This is a genomic window from Mammaliicoccus stepanovicii (assembly GCF_002902525.1).
GTDB classification, from domain to species: Bacteria; Bacillota; Bacilli; order Staphylococcales; family Staphylococcaceae; genus Mammaliicoccus; species Mammaliicoccus stepanovicii.
Map to the genome: position 1 here is coordinate 14,506 of NZ_PPQZ01000017.1, position 19,462 is coordinate 33,967.

General features: G+C 32.9%; 21 protein-coding genes and 1 riboswitch. Of the genes, 8 read left to right on the forward strand and 13 right to left on the reverse strand.

Going from position 1 to position 19,462, the window contains the following annotated elements; translation table 11 throughout:
* Positions 1-8: 8 nt before the first annotated feature.
* On the reverse strand, positions 9-4,502 hold the full coding sequence (gene gltB, locus CD111_RS03510) for a glutamate synthase large subunit (RefSeq protein WP_095089898.1): 4,494 nt from the start codon (positions 4,500-4,502) through the stop codon (positions 9-11).
* Between the two features lie 142 nt (positions 4,503-4,644).
* On the opposite strand from gltB, the gene gltC reads away from it, so the two are divergent.
* From gltC to CD111_RS03530, 4 genes are all read left to right on the forward strand, one after another.
* Positions 4,645-5,532: a glutamate biosynthesis transcriptional regulator GltC gene (gene gltC / locus CD111_RS03515; RefSeq protein ID WP_095089899.1), complete on the forward strand. Its 888-nt coding sequence runs from the start codon at positions 4,645-4,647 to the stop codon at positions 5,530-5,532.
* A 16-nt stretch (positions 5,533-5,548) separates the two neighbouring features.
* Positions 5,549-6,160, forward strand: coding sequence for a DNA-3-methyladenine glycosylase (locus tag CD111_RS03520; RefSeq protein WP_095089900.1), 612 nt, complete (start codon positions 5,549-5,551; stop codon positions 6,158-6,160).
* 69 nt (positions 6,161-6,229) lie between these two features.
* Positions 6,230-7,348: a YibE/F family protein gene (locus tag CD111_RS03525; RefSeq protein WP_095089901.1), complete on the forward strand. Its 1,119-nt coding sequence runs from the start codon at positions 6,230-6,232 to the stop codon at positions 7,346-7,348.
* The gene (locus tag CD111_RS03530) at positions 7,345-8,124 is read left to right on the forward strand and encodes a YibE/F family protein (protein ID WP_095089903.1); all 780 of its coding nucleotides are present in this window, start codon (positions 7,345-7,347) and stop codon (positions 8,122-8,124) included. Before CD111_RS03525 ends, CD111_RS03530 begins: the two co-directional genes overlap by 4 nt.
* A gap of 54 nt (positions 8,125-8,178) precedes the next feature.
* On the opposite strand, the gene CD111_RS03535 is transcribed toward CD111_RS03530, so the two are convergent.
* From CD111_RS03535 to rocD, 4 genes are all read right to left on the reverse strand, one after another.
* The gene (locus CD111_RS03535; protein ID WP_095089907.1) at positions 8,179-9,108 is read right to left on the reverse strand and encodes a VOC family protein; all 930 of its coding nucleotides are present in this window, start codon (positions 9,106-9,108) and stop codon (positions 8,179-8,181) included.
* A 116-nt stretch (positions 9,109-9,224) separates the two neighbouring features.
* Complete coding sequence (locus tag CD111_RS03540) at positions 9,225-9,716, reverse strand: hypothetical protein (RefSeq protein WP_095089910.1); 492 nt, start codon at positions 9,714-9,716, stop codon at positions 9,225-9,227.
* A 156-nt stretch (positions 9,717-9,872) separates the two neighbouring features.
* Entirely contained in the window at positions 9,873-10,943 is a 1,071-nt protein-coding gene (locus CD111_RS03545) for an NAD/NADP-dependent octopine/nopaline dehydrogenase family protein (protein ID WP_095089912.1), read from the reverse strand.
* 100 nt (positions 10,944-11,043) lie between these two features.
* Positions 11,044-12,237 carry an ornithine--oxo-acid transaminase gene (rocD, locus tag CD111_RS03550; protein WP_095089914.1) on the reverse strand — a complete coding sequence of 398 codons (1,194 nt, stop codon included), beginning with the start codon at positions 12,235-12,237 and terminating at the stop codon, positions 11,044-11,046.
* 141 nt (positions 12,238-12,378) lie between these two features.
* Between rocD and CD111_RS03555 the strand changes: the two genes are divergently transcribed.
* The gene (locus CD111_RS03555; RefSeq protein WP_095089916.1) at positions 12,379-12,831 is read left to right on the forward strand and encodes a GNAT family N-acetyltransferase; all 453 of its coding nucleotides are present in this window, start codon (positions 12,379-12,381) and stop codon (positions 12,829-12,831) included.
* A 16-nt stretch (positions 12,832-12,847) separates the two neighbouring features.
* On the opposite strand, the gene CD111_RS03560 is transcribed toward CD111_RS03555, so the two are convergent.
* Both CD111_RS03560 and CD111_RS03565 read right to left on the reverse strand, forming a co-directional pair.
* Positions 12,848-13,162: a DMT family transporter gene (locus CD111_RS03560; protein WP_095089918.1), complete on the reverse strand. Its 315-nt coding sequence runs from the start codon at positions 13,160-13,162 to the stop codon at positions 12,848-12,850.
* The gene (locus tag CD111_RS03565; RefSeq protein ID WP_095089920.1) at positions 13,162-13,485 is read right to left on the reverse strand and encodes a DMT family transporter; all 324 of its coding nucleotides are present in this window, start codon (positions 13,483-13,485) and stop codon (positions 13,162-13,164) included. The genes CD111_RS03560 and CD111_RS03565 overlap by 1 nt, the downstream gene beginning before the upstream one ends.
* Before the next feature lie 45 nt (positions 13,486-13,530).
* Positions 13,531-13,630, reverse strand: a riboswitch (guanidine-I (ykkC/yxkD leader).
* A gap of 138 nt (positions 13,631-13,768) precedes the next feature.
* Between CD111_RS03565 and CD111_RS03570 the strand changes: the two genes are divergently transcribed.
* On the forward strand, positions 13,769-14,104 hold the full coding sequence (locus tag CD111_RS03570) for a helix-turn-helix domain-containing protein (protein ID WP_095089922.1): 336 nt from the start codon (positions 13,769-13,771) through the stop codon (positions 14,102-14,104).
* Positions 14,105-14,169: 65 nt separating this feature from the next.
* Here CD111_RS03570 and CD111_RS03575 read toward each other — a convergent pair whose 3' ends face one another.
* From CD111_RS03575 to CD111_RS03585, 3 genes are read right to left on the reverse strand one after another with little or no spacing between them, the layout of a single operon-like run.
* The gene (locus CD111_RS03575; RefSeq protein WP_095089924.1) at positions 14,170-14,961 is read right to left on the reverse strand and encodes a DUF4097 family beta strand repeat-containing protein; all 792 of its coding nucleotides are present in this window, start codon (positions 14,959-14,961) and stop codon (positions 14,170-14,172) included.
* Positions 14,958-15,518: an HAAS signaling domain-containing protein gene (locus CD111_RS03580; RefSeq protein ID WP_095089926.1), complete on the reverse strand. Its 561-nt coding sequence runs from the start codon at positions 15,516-15,518 to the stop codon at positions 14,958-14,960. Before CD111_RS03580 ends, CD111_RS03575 begins: the two co-directional genes overlap by 4 nt.
* Positions 15,511-15,834 carry a PadR family transcriptional regulator gene (locus CD111_RS03585; RefSeq protein WP_095089928.1) on the reverse strand — a complete coding sequence of 108 codons (324 nt, stop codon included), beginning with the start codon at positions 15,832-15,834 and terminating at the stop codon, positions 15,511-15,513. Before CD111_RS03585 ends, CD111_RS03580 begins: the two co-directional genes overlap by 8 nt.
* 171 nt (positions 15,835-16,005) lie before the next feature.
* Here CD111_RS03585 and CD111_RS03590 point away from each other — a divergent pair, with 171 nt between their 5' ends.
* Positions 16,006-16,476 (forward strand): SRPBCC family protein, encoded by a 471-nt coding sequence (locus CD111_RS03590; protein ID WP_095089930.1) that lies wholly within the window; start codon positions 16,006-16,008, stop codon positions 16,474-16,476.
* Positions 16,477-16,562: 86 nt separating this feature from the next.
* Here CD111_RS03590 and CD111_RS03595 read toward each other — a convergent pair whose 3' ends face one another.
* Positions 16,563-16,925: a hypothetical protein gene (locus CD111_RS03595; RefSeq protein WP_095089932.1), complete on the reverse strand. Its 363-nt coding sequence runs from the start codon at positions 16,923-16,925 to the stop codon at positions 16,563-16,565.
* Positions 16,926-16,946: 21 nt separating this feature from the next.
* Positions 16,947-17,912 (reverse strand): VOC family protein, encoded by a 966-nt coding sequence (locus CD111_RS03600; protein WP_095089934.1) that lies wholly within the window; start codon positions 17,910-17,912, stop codon positions 16,947-16,949.
* 39 nt (positions 17,913-17,951) lie between these two features.
* On the opposite strand from CD111_RS03600, the gene CD111_RS03605 reads away from it, so the two are divergent.
* Positions 17,952-18,536 carry an alpha/beta hydrolase gene (locus CD111_RS03605; RefSeq protein ID WP_095089937.1) on the forward strand — a complete coding sequence of 195 codons (585 nt, stop codon included), beginning with the start codon at positions 17,952-17,954 and terminating at the stop codon, positions 18,534-18,536.
* Between the two features lie 90 nt (positions 18,537-18,626).
* Here the strand turns inward: CD111_RS03605 and CD111_RS03610 are convergent, their stop codons facing one another.
* Positions 18,627-19,409 carry a hypothetical protein gene (locus CD111_RS03610; protein WP_169712003.1) on the reverse strand — a complete coding sequence of 261 codons (783 nt, stop codon included), beginning with the start codon at positions 19,407-19,409 and terminating at the stop codon, positions 18,627-18,629.
* Positions 19,410-19,462: the final 53 nt, after the last annotated feature.

Sequence of the window (19,462 nt, forward strand, 5' to 3'; positions counted from 1 at the left end):
CCTCCTTTTTAGTAAACAGATGCCAATTCGCCTTCTCCGTCAATCGTTTTACGTTCATCGAAAAATGCATTTAATAACGCGTCTTCTTCATTTTCTATTTTATGTTGAGCAATTTTTTGCATCATGAGTTTGTAGTCTTTAGGAATTACTTTCACAAATTGCTCAGTCATCGTATCAAATGATGCTAAAACTGATTTTGCTTTTTTACTATTTGTGTATTTAACATGTTCTTCTAGCATATGCTTTAAGTTTAATATTTCGTTTTGATCAGTTAGTGTTTCAAACTCTAAACTATCTAATTGATTCGTATCTTTAAAAGCTTTTACATCTGTAGGTAGTGCATAACACACTCCGCCACTCATGCCTTGACCAAAGTTTCGACCTACATCACCAAGAATGACAACACGTCCACCTGTCATATACTCTAAACCGTGGTCTCCAATGCCTTCAACCACTACATTTACACCACTATTTCTTACACAGAATCTTTCTCCAGCACGCCCGTTGATATATGACGTACCGCTCGTTGCACCATAAAAACAAACGTTACCAACGATGATATTTTGTTCTCTATCTTTGTTTGGCGCTTTTAATATAAGCTTACCTCCAGACAAACCTTTACCGAAGTAATCATTCGCATCTCCAGTGTGATGTAACGTCATGCCTTTAGGAATGAACGCACCATAACTTTGTCCAGCATGTTTAAATGTTTTGATGTGAATTGTATCCTCTGGTAAACCAGGCTCGCCATGTACTTCTGTAATATAGCTACCGGTAATAACACCTACATCTCGTTCTGTATTTCCAATATTATAACTACCGACAAACTTTTCTCCTGCATCAATCGATGCTTTCGCGTCTTCATAGAGTTTAGTTAAATCAAAACCTTCATCAAGATGATGATTTTGATTAATTTGACGATGCCTCTCACCTTCATTAGTGAATAATAATGCTTCTATATCTAATTCTCTTGCTTTTGGATGCGTATAATATCGTTTAGAAACTTTCAACAAATCAGTTCTGCCAACTAATTCATCCATTTTCTTTAAACCGAGTGAAGCTAATATTTCTCTTATTTCCTCGGCAATAAAATACATAAAGTTGACTATGTGATCTGCTTTACCTGTAAATAATTTACGTAATTCTCCATTTTGTGTTGCGATACCTACCGGACAAGTATCTTTATGACATACGCGCATCATAATGCAACCCAGTACGACTAATGGAGCCGAGGCAAAAGCAAATTCTTCAGCACCTAATGCACAAGCTAACGCAACATCACGTCCAGTCATTAATTTACCATCTGTTTCTAACGTTACACGTGAGCGTAATCCATTCAGCATCAATGTTTGGTGTGTCTCAGACAATCCTATTTCCCACGGCAATCCAGCATGTTGAATACTCGTTTTAGGCGAAGCACCTGTGCCGCCATCATAGCCACTTATAACAATCTTATCTGCATAAGCTTTCGCTACACCTGCAGCGATTGTGCCTACTCCCGACTTTGAAACAAGTTTTACACTTATATCTGATTTGCGGTTTGCATTTTTTAAATCATGTATTAATTGTGCTAAATCTTCAATAGAATATATATCATGATGTGGGGGAGGAGATATCAATCCCACTCCCGGTGTGGATCCACGCACTTCCGCTACCCATGGGTATACTTTCGTTCCTGGTAACTGGCCACCTTCACCTGGTTTTGCACCTTGTGCCACCTTTATTTGGATTTCTTTAGCATGTTGCAAGTAATCACTCGTAACACCGAACCTCCCTGAGGCAACTTGTTTGATTGCACTCATATAATTCGTGCCATCTTCTTTTATGATAAATCTTTCAGGATTTTCTCCACCTTCACCACTATTACTTCGGCCACCAATTCGGTTCATTGCTTCAGCTAATGTTTGATGCGCTTCTTCAGAAATAGAACCGAAGCTCATTGCTCCTGTTTTAAACCGTTTAACAATTTCATCTGCTGATTCTACTTCTTTAAGACTCACCTTTCGATCACTATTAAAATCAAGTAGATTTCTCAAATGACTCATGCGTTCATTGTCGGCTGCCTCAGAATATTCTTTAAACATGTCAAAGTTATTCTCTCTACATGCATGTTGTAGTAAGTGAATTGTTTTAGGGTTAAATGCATGATGTTCACCTTGTTGTCGCCACTGAAATGTACTACCAGAATTCAAGTGATGTATTCTTTCAGATTGTCTCGCTTTATTTTCATTATCAATTGTCTCTATAGATATCCCTGATAATTTAGACGGTGTACCGGTAAAATATGCTTCAACAACATCTTTACTCAAACCGACCGCTTCAAATATTTGGGCTCCTTGATAACTTTGTACTGTTGAGATACCCATTTTGGCCATAACTTTTATTACACCTGCAGACAACGTTTGATTATATGTATCAACGTTCTCTTCCACAGTACCCTCTAGACGTCCTGAAGTAGTTAAATCTTCTACTGTATATTGAGCTAAGTAAGGTACGATAGCATTTGCACCATAGCCTAACAACGTTGCAACATGATGAACTTCTCTACATTCACCAGAATATGCAACTATACTTGTATCAAGTCTTTGTCCAGTTCTAATCAAATATTGATGAATATGACTGACCGCTAATAATATTGGCATTGCAAACAACCCATCATCTTTAGCAACTGTTTCATCTTCTAGAACAATAATTTCTGCACCATTATTAACCGCTTCAGATACTTTCTGTCCTAATTCCTCAAGCGCATCTTTAAGTATTCCTTTATAAGTCGTTGCAAATTTTGCAATCTGATAATGACTTTCTTCAATTGCACTAAGCTGAGCTTTTGATAAGATAGGGTGATTTAATTGAATACGCTTTGTATTATTTTCACTTGGTAACAGTAAGTTACCCTCTTTACCTAAATACGCTAATTCACTTGTGACAATCTTTTCTCTATAAGAGTCTATAGGCGGATTTGTAACTTGTGCAAAATGTTGTTTAAAGTAGTTAAATAGCGATTCTGGTCTTGAGCTCAATACTGCTACTGGTGTATCAAACCCCATTGCACCAAGGGGGTCTTTCTTCTCATTAACTAATTCTGACATATATTTATCAATTTCTTCTTTCGTGTAACCAAAACGACGTTGTAACTCGAACAATTGTTGTTTGTCTATGTTTGACGCTTTCGCATCTATTCCATTTACGTCTAAGTCTTTTTGACTAATCCATTCGTCATATGGGTATTCATTTGCAATCCTTTGCTTCAATCCATCATTTTCAATTACTTTATTTTGTTTAAAATCAACCAACAATAATTTCCCAGGGTTTAATTGTCCTTTATAGACTACATTTTCCTCATCAACATCTATCACACCAACTTCTGAAGAAAATATAATTTCATTTGTATCTGTTATTGTGTATCTACCTGGTCTCAAGCCATTACGGTCTGTTAATGCGCCTAATTTATCTCCATCACAGAAACTAATCATTGTAGGACCATCCCATGGTTCCATTAAATAACTATAATATTCATAAAACGCTCTAATTTTCGGGTCTTGTGTGTCGTTATAAAGCCACGGTTCAGGTATCAACAACATAGCTGCTTGTTCAGGCGGTATACTTAAACTTAAAAACTCCAAAGCATTATCTACAATAGAAGAATCACTACCTGATTCATCTAAGACGGTTCCAATCTTGTCTTTGACGTCACCAAATATCGTTTCTATTAGTTTATCTTGTCTTGCTCTCATCCAATTCACATTACCTTGAATAGTATTGATTTCACCATTGTGCATCAACAGTCTATTAGGGTGCGCTCTTTTCCAACTTGGAAATGTATTTGTACTAAATCTTGAATGTACTGAGCCAAATTTAGATTCATATGCATCATCTAATATATCTAAATACAGCCCTCTAATTTGATCAGATCGTAGCCACCCTTTATAAACAATTGTTCTTCTCGATAAACTAGAGAAATACAAATCTAAATCTTGCTCATCACTATATCGTTCAATTTGTTTACGCGCTATAAATAATGAACGATCAAAGTGTTCACTAGATTCACTTGCCACAAAAACTTGCTGAATATGTGGCATTGTTTCTGCAACATGATTCGCCAATACAGAAGTGTCTACAGGTACGTCTCTATAGTAGAGGACCTTTAGACCTTCCTCTTCAAAATAGGCGTTAAACTTTTCTTCATGAGTTGTGCCTTCTATTTTTTCATTTGAAAAGAACATGCCTACAGCATACTGTTCTTCTTCTGGTAATTTTAATTTTAATTTTTGTTTGAAATATCGGTGAGGGACTTCAGTCATGATACCGGCGCCATCGCCTGTAATACCATCTGCTCCAACTCCACCTCTATGATCTAATCTGCAAAGCATTTCAATTGATTTTAAAACAATATCATGTGATCTTTTGTTATCCATGTTGGCATAAAAACCAATTCCACAAGCATCATGCTCGTCTCTTGAATCATATAGGCCAAGTTGTTTTCTATCCTTCTTAAATGACATATAAACTCACCTCAACTATAAATTTCAGAATCTTCAATATTTTGTAGTCTATATCATACTTTACAACAACTCATCTTAACAATATATAAATTAGATGAAATATATCTAAAAATTAGATAGAATTAAATATGAGGTGGTCATAATGGAAATAAAACAATTAATTTACTTTAGAGAAGTTGCAGAACGCGAGCATATTTCAGAGGCAGCATTGGAATTAGAAATTGCACAATCAGCTGTAAGTAGACAAATTTCTAACTTAGAAAAGGAATTAAACACGACTTTATTTTTAAGAGAAGGAAGAAACGTTAAACTAACTGACAGTGGTGAATTGTTACTATCGCAAACGAATCAAATATTAAGTTTAATAGATGAAACAAAACAATTATTCCATAATCACGACGAAATGGATAAGCGCGCTATTAAGGTTGCATATACTGAAAGCTATGTTTCACAAGCACTACCAGCTATCATAAAATCTTACGAAAGAGACTTTTCCATTGAAATACGACCCGTTTTAATGTCACCTACTGAAATAGAGGAAGCATTACAAGCCCATCAAATAGATGTTGCTTTATCCGAATTAACACCTAAACTTGTAAACAATGGTAATACTGTTAAACATCCTTTGTTTGAAGAAACTTATAATTTATATGTACATAATCATAATGATCTTTCAATGAACCCTAAACCGCCATTGTCTCAATTAAGGGATCAATATATATATCATTACAACACGTTACCTAATCAAATTGCACAATTAATTCGAAAACATACATCTCAAAAAGTTTATCCTATTTCAAATCCGGCACTATTACGTCAAACGTTACTTTCGGAAAAAGGCGTACTTATTCTTCCAGATTATTTAAGTGATCAAGTAAAAAATGATAAATTAGTTAAAATACCCCTTACACATACCGAATTAAAAAGAACAATTAATATTATTTATCAAAAAAACAATCAAAATAAAAATTTAAACTCTTTCATTCAGCATGCTAGAACATTATTACAACGACAAGCTACTTATCATTAAGGAGGTATGTATTGTAATGGATTTTATAAATAGAACAACTGAAGAAATCGCGAAAGATTTACTTGGTGTCAAGATTATACATGAAACAGAGGAAGTCACTTATACAGGATATATTGTTGAAACAGAAGCATATATTGGCATTCATGACCGTGCCGCACATTCTTATAACGGCAAAAACACGCAAAGTATTCGTTCGTTATATAAAGAAGGTGGTATTATTTATGCACATTCCATGCATAAGCAGTTGCTTATAAATTTCGTGACACAAACTGAAGGTGAACCTCAAGGTGTCCTTATTCGAGCAATCGAACCTGAACAAGGTATTGAACAAATGAATATGAATCGAATGCACAAATCTGGGTATGAATTAACAAACGGTCCCGGAAAACTCACTCAAGCTATGAACATATCTAAGAAATTAGACGGTACACGCATAGGAGAAGGTTGTTTAAAGATAGACCTTAAAAACCGCAAGTACCCTAAAAATATCGATTCATCTCCTAGAATTGGCGTACCAAACAAAGGAGAATGGACAACAAAACATTTGAGATTCACAGTATCTGGACATCCTTATATTTCTAAAGCAAGAAAACGAGATACAATCCCAATAAATGAGACTTGGTTATAGTTTGAAGTTAGCAAACTAAATAAGTATACTATTGTTTATTCAAATCAATAAGCGATGAGGCATAGTTATATGAAACAACTACTACAATCCAAATTAAAGCGTCCTTTCACTATGATGATGATTACTTTTTGTATCATATTTATTGGCGCGCTCATATTTACACAACATAATGTTGCTTTCTACAAAACACCTATTGGTGAAATTACACAGATTTCAAATCAAAAAAGCACACAAACAATAGACCAAAACAAAAACAAAGATACAAAACATACAGAAAAACTAACGATTGAAATTTTAAATGGTAAATACAAAGGGGATAAATTAAACGTTCCCCATAAATATACAGATTCATTAACTTATGCTGAGAAATACAAACCAAATCAAAAATTACTCTTGTCTTACAATGGCGATGAAAACTCTGCCATTGTTAAAGGTTTAAAAAGAGACACTTCAGTTGTATTCTTAACCGGTTTATTTCTATTCATACTCCTTATAGTTGGAAAGAAATCTGGATTCAATTCAATCATATCGTTAATTATTAATGTAACGATGTTGTTCATCATGATTAATACTTTTACAAAGTATAATAATCAGCATTTCTTTATTTTGATGGCAATCACTGTTATATTTTCAACAATTATTTCTTTATTACTTGTTACAGGATTTAAACAAAAGACAATAGTAGCTATTATCTCCACACTGTTAGGTACATTTTTAAGTATAGGTATTTCACAGCTTGTTCTAATGTTAACCAACAGTAATGGCATTAAATATGAAACGATGAGTTTCTTAACTATTCAACCCACTCAAATATTTCTTGCTTCTGTCTTAATAGGTTCACTTGGCGCTGTTATGGATGTCGCTATTACATTAACTAGTTCGTTGTATGAAATTAAAGCGCAACACCCTGAAATTTCTTTACGTCGTTTAAGACAATCGGGAGTCAATATCGGTAAAGATATTATGGGAACGATGACAAATATATTGTTCTTTGCATATTTATCCGGAAGCATTCCAATGGTCATATTATATTTTAAAAATAGTAATACCGTGACATATACATTATCGATGAATTGGTCCCTTGAAATTGCAAGAGCGTTAATGGGAGGAATAGGAATTGTTATTACGATTCCTATCACAATATTTGTCGCAATGATATTTTTAAAGAGAGAGGAGGCTAACCGATGAATGCTACTTTCATTTTAGCCTTTATCTTATTAATACTTATGGTTATATTCGGCGGACAAAAAGGGTTCCGTTCTTTCGTTACACTTTTCTTAAATTTATTAACATTACTTATTGCGTTATTACTTATCATATATAAAGCCCCTATTTTCATTGTGTTATTTATATTTTGCATTTTAATCGCATGTATTAATTTATTCTATATCAATCAATACAATACAAAGACACAAGCAGCATTTATAGCAACGATTATAACGACACTTATTTTAATGGGGCTTATTTATTTCATTGTAGATATGTCTATGATTCAAGGATTCACTGAAGAAGAACAAGATGAAACGTATATTTTTTCTATGGATGTCGGCATTAATTATGCTCAACTTATGGTTTTCACAATAGTACTAGCAGTGATTGCTGCAGTGATTGATTTATCTATTTCCATCAGTTCACCGATGTATGAATTGTACGAAGCGCACCCAAACATCAACTTAAATCAACTTTATAAATCAGGCATTTCAATCGGTAGAGATATCCTTTCTACAACGACAAATACGATTTATTTTGCATTTATTGGTGGACAAATCACGTTGTTCTTCTGGTTTGGAAAACTGCATTATACATTTGGCGAAATTATTAATGCCAAAATATTTGCAGCAGAAATTATCACCATATTGTTAGGTGGTATTGCTGTATGTATTGCTATACCCATCACTTCATTTATCACGATCCATCTCATTAAGAGAAATCAAAGATCCCAAACTAAAGAGCCTAAGACATAAAAATAATTGTCTTAGGCTCTTGTTCTTTAATATAAACGCAATAATATCGATTCATTAAATTGGTTCTAAGTTATCCTCAATTTCTTGACGTCTAGGTTCTAAAAACTCAGGTAAGTCTAATTGTTGTCCTAATTGTTCAACATCATCATACGGCAATCCCGGTCCGTCTGTTGCGAACTCTATCAATATATGAGAATGTCTGTAATATAAGCTTTTAAAGAAATCTCTATCAACGATACCTGAATGTAAAACTTCCTTATTATCTAGTAATTCTTTAACTTTGTTAAGTTCCGCTTCATCTTTAACTGCTAAAGCTAGATGATGAATACTACCTTTACCAGGTCTTTCTTTTTGACCTTCTTCTTCTTTCAAAATAATATCACTATATAAACCTTCTTGATCAATCGTATAAACAAGCTCACTTTCAGAATCCACTAATTTGAAATTCAAATCATTTTCTAGAAAATTTTTCATACTCGTGATGTCATTTATTTTAAATTCAATTGGACCCATACCCATTATTTGGTGTTCTTCTGGAATATCCGTGTAACGGTTTTTCCTCCAATCAGCAGGTATTTTTCTATCATTATTAGGTATCAAGACCATTTCTAATCCCTCATGATCTCTAAATTTCAATGACATCATACCGTTATATATCCCTACATCATCATGATCTACATTTAAATACTCAAATCTATCCTTCCAATAGGATAGACTTGCTTCATCCGGCACTAATAATCCAATTCTAGAAATAGCATTCGTTCCTTTATGAGTCTGACCCATAGGTTTTAATTCGAAGAAAGTTAAAGATGTCCCATTAGATCCTACTTCATCTCCGTAAAAGAGATGATACATAGATGGATCATCTTGATTAACCGTTTTTAAGTATAGTCTTAAACCTAACTTCTCTACGAAAAACACTTTATTTAATTTAGCATCCTTAGTTAACATTGAGATGTGATGATGTCCTAAAATTTCTACCATAACGTACCTCCAATATTTTTAACTTTATTATAACGATTTCTGATTCATCTTGATAGAAATTACGCTTATCCCGTCCTTTAGACATCCCTCACAAAGAAGGTACTATGCCGGCATGGTTAAGTGTATTTTGTCAGTAAATATTGATACACATGTTCGAATCCTTTAACCCATGTATCTTCTACATAAGTCACGACTTCATCTCGATACAACTGCATAAATAATGATACTGCGTCTTTGTGTGTTTCAGAGTTATTCAGGTCATTAATTTGAATTAGAACGTCATAGATATCTATAGGCAAATGGTGTGCCGCTTTTTTACCTAGTATTGCTTTTTGTGGGTAATGTTTATGTAGCAGTACTATAATCATGTGATCAAGTGCTTTATCAATCATTTTTGATGTCCATAAAAACTGATTCCGCCCAACAATATGATCATATTGAAAAATAAACCAACAACTATCAAGTGCAGACTCATAAAACTGTTCAGTCGTTAATCCTAGGTCTTTCTTTTGATAATGAAGCATCAATTGATTGGGATCATATAGCACTTTAATTTCATCTGTGCTTGGATAATTATCTTCATATACGATATAGCAATCCACAGGCATTGCGTTATTATCCGTTATCTTGACGCTTATCGCTGTCTACGTTAGCCATTCATTATTTAAACAAGCTCAGCACGTTTAATATTTTATAACAAAAAATCGAACGCATAATAGGATCAGTCCTAATCATGTGTTCGATTTTTGATTTTAGTATATTTCTTATTCTAGCCCTAGTTTATCTAGTCCTAGTTCTTCTACTGTCAATCCTTCTTCAAAGAAATCTCTTTCTAAAATTGTAGACGCTATAACAATTATTGCATCAATATTAGGTGTTGCTACTCCAATAGCACGTCCTAAACTAGACCAAAGAACTAAACCATATGCAATATCCTCTGTGAGGTATCTATTCTCTACTTCATTTGGCCCTTTAATTTGTGAAAATACTGTACTTGTATTAAATAACTTGTTTAATGACATTTCTTCATCCTCTTCGGATAAATAACCTCTATCTATTCTGGCACCTTTTGCTGTATTTAATTCAAAACCTAGCTTTCTACCTAATGATAACCTTTCTAATTCAACAGCATGTAGCAATTTAACTGTATGAGGTGTTATACCTTCTTTATATAAAGCGAATTCATCAGCATAGTCTATTCTACCGACATTTAATAATGTTGGTCCAGGATGTACTTCTGGATTACCATTTTCTAAGTTTGTCTTCCACAAGCTTTCTTCTTTCACGATATAAGGATATAAATCTTTAATTAGATTAAAGCTTTCTGTTAAGTAACTTTTATCGTATGTTGAATAATGTACTTTTCGAACATTTAAAGATAAATTTACGACTGCTTGATCATAGTCGACACGTGTCCCATATGTCAGTGTATTGATTTCTGCAAATTTCGGCATAACTTCAGAATGACTTTGTTCTAATACATTAATAAATCGTATCGAACCCATTGCAGCTGCCATATTGAAGAGTATAAGTTGATCATCTTTTAAAAATCTAGCCATAATCTTAGCATAATGCTCTATAAATGATGACGGAATAATCACTTGTATAATTTCTGCATCTTGTAATACATATTCCATATCATCACTTATTTTTGTAAATTTAACAAAAGATTGTTCACCTTCATTATTAAAGTCAAATCCACCTCTTTCAAGTGCTTTATCGAATTTATGAATTGATTGATTTCGACAATACAATCGAACATCATGACCTTTACTTATCATATCTAATGCTGCGGTTACTGCACCATTCCCAGAACCTACAATTGCAATTTTCATGTTATAAATCTCCCTCCATTAATATATATGATCTCTTAATAACTATATACCCAGGAAATTTTAACATATTTATTAGCATTGTTAAGCATGTCTTTTAATTTTAAAGTGAATGACTTTCTATGCCTTGTTTAATAACTTCAATAATCTTGTCTATATCCTCTTCATCTATCACAAGCGGTGGTGCTAAACGTATAATATTTCCTTGTGTTTCTTTACATAAAACACCTTGCGCATTAATTTCCGAAACAATGTCCTGTGCTTCTTTGTTTAATTCAATACCGATAAACAAACCACGTCCCCTCACTTCTTTAATTATGTGACTATGTATTCCTTTTAACCCTTTCAGCAACTTATCTCCCAAAATTCGGGACTGCTCAGGAAGTTTCTCTTCTATAAGAACATCTAAAGCTGCTATAGAAACCGCACATGCGAGAGGATTACCACCAAAAGTTGACCCGTGTGTACCTGGCGTTAAGACTTGCATAATATCATCATTAGCAATGACTGCTGAAATAGGATACAAACCTCCCCCTAACGCTTTGCCTAATAAATATACATCCGGTTCAATATCTTCCCACTCCATAGCAAACAGCTTTCCAGTTCTACCTAAACCAACTTGTATTTCATCTGCGATTAACAAGATGTTATGTTCTTCACATAATGCCTTCACATTCTTGATAAAATTTTGGGGAGGTATATTAATACCACCTTCACCTTGAATAGGCTCCAATATAATTGCAGCAGTATTAGAGGTTATGTTAGATTTTAATGATTCTATATTACCAAATTCACTGTATTTTATATTTCCTGCTAGTTCGCCAAATCCTTCTTTATACTGGTCATTAGATGATAATGATAAAGAACCAATTGTTCTGCCATGAAAGTTCCCTTCCATCGCTATGATTTCTGCATTAAATGCATCTATCCCTTTAACGTCTTGCGCCCATTTTGTCGCAATTTTAATCGCCGTTTCCACTGCTTCAGTACCTGTGTTCATAGGTAACACTTTATCTTTATGAGCCAATTGACAAATCTTCTCTTCCCATACTCCTAAATTATCACTATACAACGCTCTTGAAGTCATCGTAATTTTTTGACTTTGTTCTAAGAAAGCTTGAATGATTTTCGGATGAGCATGTCCTTGGTTCAATACCGAAAACCCTGACACACAATCAATATAAATATTTCCCTCTGAATCTTTAACATGCGCACCTTTACCTTCAGTCAACACGATATTTAAAGGACTATAATTATTTGGACTGTATTTCTCTGCTAATTCAATATATTGGTTCATAGTACACCCTCCTAATTTAATATTTATGCTATATTTCGTATTAATATTCATTTATGATACAATTTTTCTTAAAATAAGTCAAAGTAACGTGGTATAGTAGACTCATCTTTATCATCATTTAATAATTTAAGGGGGTTTATTATGAATGTCAGACTTGCTACTTTAGAAGATATTCCTACTCTAGTAGAACTAAGAAAATCACAATTAATAGATGAAGGTTCAATACCCACACCTAACATTGATAAAGAATTGGAAACATTTTTTCTGGACATGTTAACAAATCAATCACTGTATCAGTTATTAGCAGTAGACAACGATTCCATCATTGCAAGTGGTGCGATTGTCTATTATCCATTTCCTCCTTCATTTTCTAATCCTTCGGGAGAAAGGGCTTATGTTACAAATATTTATACCCATCCAAACTATAGAAGAAGAGGCATTTCACAAGCTATTCTCAACCTACTTATTGAAAATGCAAAATCTCGAAATATCAAAAAGATATTTTTAGCGGCATCTACTTTAGGCAAGCCTGTTTATGAAAAAGTAGGTTTTGAAGAGGCACCTGAGTGGATGGAAATTAATTATGATGTATAAAAAATAGGACTAAAGCTTAACTTATGAGCTTTAGTCCTATTGTGCTTCCTAAAATTACAGCGATAAAAAACAGTCGTTTTAAATCTTTAGATTCTCCGTAAAACAGAATACCTAATACTGCACCTCCAACTGCTCCTATCCCTGTCCAAACAGCATAACTTGTACTCATTGGTATAATTTTCATCGCTATTGATAAACAAATGAAACTTAACCCAAAAAATATTACAAGTCCTAATAATGACAACATATTATTTCGTTTAGCATATATATTCATAAATAGAACGCCTAACATTTCAAATGATCCTGCAAAAATTAATATCACCCAAGACATTATGCTTCACCACTTTCTTTAGTCACTAATTTCAAACCGACCACACCAATAATTAAAGTCGTGATTAGAATTATTTTACCTAATACGACTGGTTCGCCGTATACGATAAAATCAACAATCGTCACGCCTGTTGCGCCTAAGCCTACATATACAGCATAAGAGGTCCCGACTGGTAGATATTTAGAAGCCGTAATCAACAAATAGAAACTAACAATGATAGATATTATGGTGAGTAACCATTCAAATGTATGATTTGCATGTGTTAAACCAACAACCCATCCTACTTCAAAAACTGCGCCAACGATTATTTTTATCCAATTCATTTTACTTCCTCCTTAAATAATAAAAGCCCGAGAGACTTCATATAAGTCTCCCAGGCTTTTATCCTTCCGTGTCACAAGTTCATACTTGTGGCTTTCTCTCGGTCCAGGCTAACAATATCGTTACGGAACCCTAGAAAGCTTTTATTTGATTAACTCGTATTTTAGCAAATTGTTATAATACGGTCAATAAAAGTATCAATCGTATCATAAATTAACAATTCACAACCAAAATCAGATATACTAGTATTAATAATATTGGATATAAAGTAATTGAGGTGAAAGTATGAATCATACAGGATATCGAATAAAACAAAGGCGTGAAGAACTTGGCTTTAGTACATACAAATTAGCAAAATTAATCAACGTTAATCAATCCACAATTTCGCGATATGAAACGGGTCAAACAACTAAATTAACACCACAAATAGTTGAAAAATTATCAATCGCACTTTCTACCACTCCTGCTTATATTATGGGATGGGTTAACGTTCCAGAAGCATATGAGGACGAGGAAGACTCCCGGCTCATTAATGAATCTATACAACTATTAAGAGTACTAAGCAAAGAGAAAAAACAGCAAGCTTATAAATACATCAACGAACTATCAAATAATAACTAATGTGATACTAAACGAGGTCCTTCATTTTGGAGGGACCTCGTTTTACTTATTTCTAATATAAACTACTAATCTATTTGAACTGAACCAACATCACTTTCGATTTTTACTAAGTTATCTCCAGAGCCTACTCGTTTATTTTTTAACGCATTAATATTAATTTGAGCCTTACCTGTATCCTGTTGTATATCTAACAAAGTATTTTTAGGAGAATGATTATATTTAATCTTAATAGAACCTGTATCCGTTTTAATATTTAAAGGTATGTCGGCTGGTGCATCATTTAACTTTACTGAGCTTGTGTCCGCTTCTATATTGCCATTTGTAAATTGCGTATGACTTGTTAGGATATTACCCGTATCAGCATTTATTTCAAGCTTTCCTAATTTTGAGTCAGTTAAATCAATAGAACCTGTATCTACGTGAAATGTTGTTTTCTTTGATTTTAAGTCTTTAACATTTATTTCCCCAGTATCAGTCATAACAAAAGTGCTATCCATCTCTTGTGGCACAGTTATTACTATTTTATTATATTTATTATTAAAAACATTTAAATTAATTATAGGATCTTGCATTTTCACGCCTATATTTAACGTATCTTTACGAACTTCAGATTTCACTTTAAAATCTGCATTAGATTTAATTGCTTTAACATTAAAATCCTTACCCTTTTTAATAGTGACTGCTGCATCTACAGCATTAACATTTATGTGTTTGATTTTATCTTGATACGTCTTGTTCAAAACCGTTTTTTTATGTGTATTTTCAGATATTTTTTGAACTTCTACAAATGTTAAAGCACCGAATACAATAAACAGAATAAGCCCTAAACTAAATAATATCCATAATAATTTTTTCATGCTTTAGCACTTCCTTTAATGATTGAAATATTCCATCGTAAATATTTTACAAACACTTTGAATGACCATTTTGTTAATAGATATGTCACTGTAAAAAACATTAAGCCTAATCCAAAACTCGCCACAACGATAAATATGTCTGCATGCAATATCGTGTTAAATCCGTTGTACACACCTTTGATAAGTAATGCTGTTGGCGTTAATAACAATGTTAACGTGATAGCCATAAAACTAAGTAAAATAGATACGATTGCGACAATTGGAATTAATATAACAAAGAAATTTAATATGCCTAGTCCCATAACTGAAATAATCGCATGCCACACGTTACTCATTTTATTATTGTTTTCAGCACGATCTATTGCTAACGTTGCATTAATTTCTTTTGCAATTTCTTTAGGTTTCCCTAATTCATCCGCAATCATTTCTTCTGACTGCCCATCTTCTTTACCACTTATAAAGTGTGTTTCATATTCTGCTATAATATCTGCACGATCTTCATCAGGTAAGTGTTTTAAATATTTATTTAATGTACTTAAGTACGTCTTCTTATTCATCAGTTTTACTCTCCTTTAAAAATAAATCTACTGCCGCAATAAAGTCCTTCCACTCATTAAGTAGACTATCTAATCTTTCACAACCTAAATCAGTAATTTTATAATATTTTCTTGCTGGACCTTCCGTTGATGCTTTGTAATAGGTCGTTAAATATTCTTCATTTACTAATCTTCTTAGCAACGGATAAACCGTACCTTCAGAAATTTTAATTCTTGGTGTAATTTTTTGAACAAGAGAATAACCGTATTGATCTTCACCTTTAATTATGAGTAATACGATAAATTCAAGTGCACCTTTCTTAAATTGTATATTCATATTTATTCCTCCACATATCACACTACTAAACAATGTATAATAGCTGTCAATCAAATATACCACGGGCTATTAAACATTACAAGGTACTGAACTATAAATAGTTGATATCATTTTAAGTATTACACCATTATTGTTATATTGAAGTTATGCATACAATAAGGGGGATTTACAATGAATGTACAATATAGAACAGATAACACACACGCACATCAAACGATTTCAATCGATATTACATCAAATACGAGTCATGTATTTAAACTGCTTGGTACAACAACAGGGATTAAACAATGGTTCCCAGAATTGTCATTTGAAGAGGAACGAGAAGGTAGTCGTTTAGTATTTGATTTAGGAAATGGGCAATATGAGTATTTTAATATAACTTCCTACGAACCAAATAACCATATCGCATTTACTTGGGCTGAAGGAAATGTGGACTTTATACTAGAAGATAAAGGTGACACTATCACGCTTACTTTCAAAGAATCATTACCTTACATGTTTCAGGCGATAGCAAAAGATTTCACAGGATGGTACTTCCAAATACAAAGTGTGAAAAAATTAGCCGAAACCGGTCAACCACTTTCTAAATCTGATTTTGATTTTGAATCTAAATCAAAAGAAGTAGAAGAATCTTTAAAGTAAATGTCTTTGACTAATTGATAAAACCTATCTACTATTTCAATATCTTAGTAGATAGGTTTATTCATAATTCTTGCAATCAGTGTACGTTATCGATTATATCTTTCGATTACTTTTTTATATTTTTTCTTCTTAGCTGGTGTCATATAAAATTCAAATTTACCATTTTCCTCTGTTACTTCATATTGGGTTAGTCCCGTTATTTCAAATAATTGTTCACGTGTTAAATGCTTTTCTTTGATTAACTGATTTAATTCTTTAGATAAACGTTCCGAGGAGACAAACATATTAAAGTTTATAAAAATGATGACTAGAAATATAATCATCGTCATTTGATTAAATGTATTTAATCTAAATACTATTAATAGTACACATAATATTAAAATAGAGACTATAACTTCTAATATAAATCGCTGTGGTCTTAATTTAATATTTTCTATTATTGTCTTCATCTTAATACCTCTTTATCATTCTTATTTCTTCTTTAACTTTCTTTCTATAAGTTCTCTTTTCCCTTCTAAATACTCAGGTAAATATAGCGGGATGTCTGCAAATTCTTTTTGTTCGAATTTCACTTCTTCCATATCAAGTTTCAAAGTTGCAACTTCAAACAATACTTGATTTGGATCTCTATAATAAATGGATTGAAAGAAACCTCTGTTCTTAATTGATGAATTTACTATGTTTAAATCGTTTAGTGATGATTCAACTTCTTCTAGTGACTCTATTGAATCAGCTGAGATAGCCACATGATGAATACCACCATGTCCTTGATTTTCTAAGTTGTTGGTTACATCATGTATGATGTGTATCTCATGATACATTTCTTCACTATTATTATGCAGGATGTCTACCGGTAACCCTGTATCAAAAAATGTTGATTGATTGTATGAATTCCATGCATATAATTGCTGAAATTGTTGTTTACTTGCTGCTGGATATCTAACACGCATATGAACAGAATCTATACTTAATATTTGATGTTCGTAAGGTATAACACTGTCTTCATCACGATTAAACTTATCTATATTCTCTAGTTCTGACATGACGATCAACCCGAGTGGCGTTTGATCTGGCCCTTCAAACCTTATCAGACTACGACCTGCATAATTTTCAACGCCATAATGGCAGACGTCTGACTCATTAAATCTCTGTTCCCAAAATTTTAACGCAGCTTCTGATGGCACTTTAAATAACATTCTATCAAAGGCATTTGTACCAAATTTGTTTTCTTTACCTTCCTTCATTTCAAACAAAGTGACTTCAGTCCCAGGACGTCCATACTTATCCGCAAAGAAAATATGATACATTTCATAATTTTCTTGATTGACTGTCTTCATTAATAAGTCTAGTCCTAGTACATTACGGTAAAAATTAAATGCTTGCTCTATATCATGATTTATAATGGATACATGGTGTATAATTGAATGGTGATTCAAGTAAAAACACCCCTTTCAAATTTTTATGGAGGAGATCTTATGGAACATTTTTTACAAAATAACCCAAATTCCGATACTTTAATTGTACTTTTTCATGGAACAGGTGGCAACCAGTATCAACTATTACCAATAGCTGGCGAACTGTTTCCTAATGAAAATACACTTAGTTTTCTTGGAGATGTTGGCCAAGGTAAAGAAAGAAGATTTTTCGCACCACTTGTTAATAATCAAATAGATCGAGATGACTTTAATAAACATACTCAATCTTTTATACAATACTGGAATCACTTCATTGAAGAAAATTCATTTAAAAAAGTTGTTTTCATGGGGTATTCAAATGGTGCTAACTTTATTTTAGGTTTATTAGAGCAATCCTTAACTCAAGTTGATCAAATCATATTACTTCATCCAGCTCAGCTAAACTATAACATCAACACTTTTTATAAAGATACATCAATCATCATAACAACAGGAGCTAATGATTATATGACTGTACCTGGCAAAGTCAAAGCCTTGGCAGAAGACCTTAAACCTCTATTTAAAAATGTTCACTTTGAGCTACTAGATAGTGGCCATGAATTAATCGACCCAGAAATAGATAAATTAAAAGAAATCATAAAATAAAGAAGAAGTAGGACAGAAATCATGATTTCTGTCCTACTTCCATTTTTATAGTTTCAATATATAGAATGAAATTTACTACATAAATTCTCTTTATTCTTGTATGTATTTATTCAAATACTCCCCATATAATCCTTTTCCTTCTTTGGATAAATGATGTTGATGTTCTGATAATACATGTCTATCCGTTTTCCAACCATGTTTTTTATAAAAATTTTCTCCTTCTTTGCTGGATTCAAATGCATTAAATGGATCATCTTTTGTTTGTACGCCGAAGTCATGTTCTCCAACTACCCATGTAAGTGGAAATGAGCCTTCAACTATATTCTCTTTATTTATTTCCCGAGAAATATCTTTTGATTTAGGTGGTCCACCTCCACCGAAGAAGATAGCACCACCAGACTTAACGTTCATTTCTGGTAACTTATCTAATAACCAATATGTAGACATTTCTGATCCCCCTGAAAAACTTCCAATCCAAAGATTTTCATGTTGATGAATTGATGAAATAAGTTCAACTAAATATTGACTGTTTTCCTTTCCTTTTTTCCACCATGTTTCATCCTGTCTTGGTGATTTGGGTACTATTAATGTTAAGTTTTTTTCTTTTGCAATTTGTTTAATTCCTACATCTCCACCTAAATATTCATATGACTTTGGATGTAAAAATTCATATGCACCATCACCATGTAACCAAACAAGTATACCTTTAGCATGTTTAGCTGGGTAAATTAAATACTCGCCTTTAGTACCATTTTCCGAAGTAAAGGATTGTAGTTTATCATTCGGATGTGGCTTAAAATAATTCATTATGAATAGTGCGACAACTAAACCAACAATAGAATACGTAATTAATCGAATCCACGACACCTTCATGATGGCACCCCCTTATAAAATATATAACAGTATATATTAATATAATTTTATAA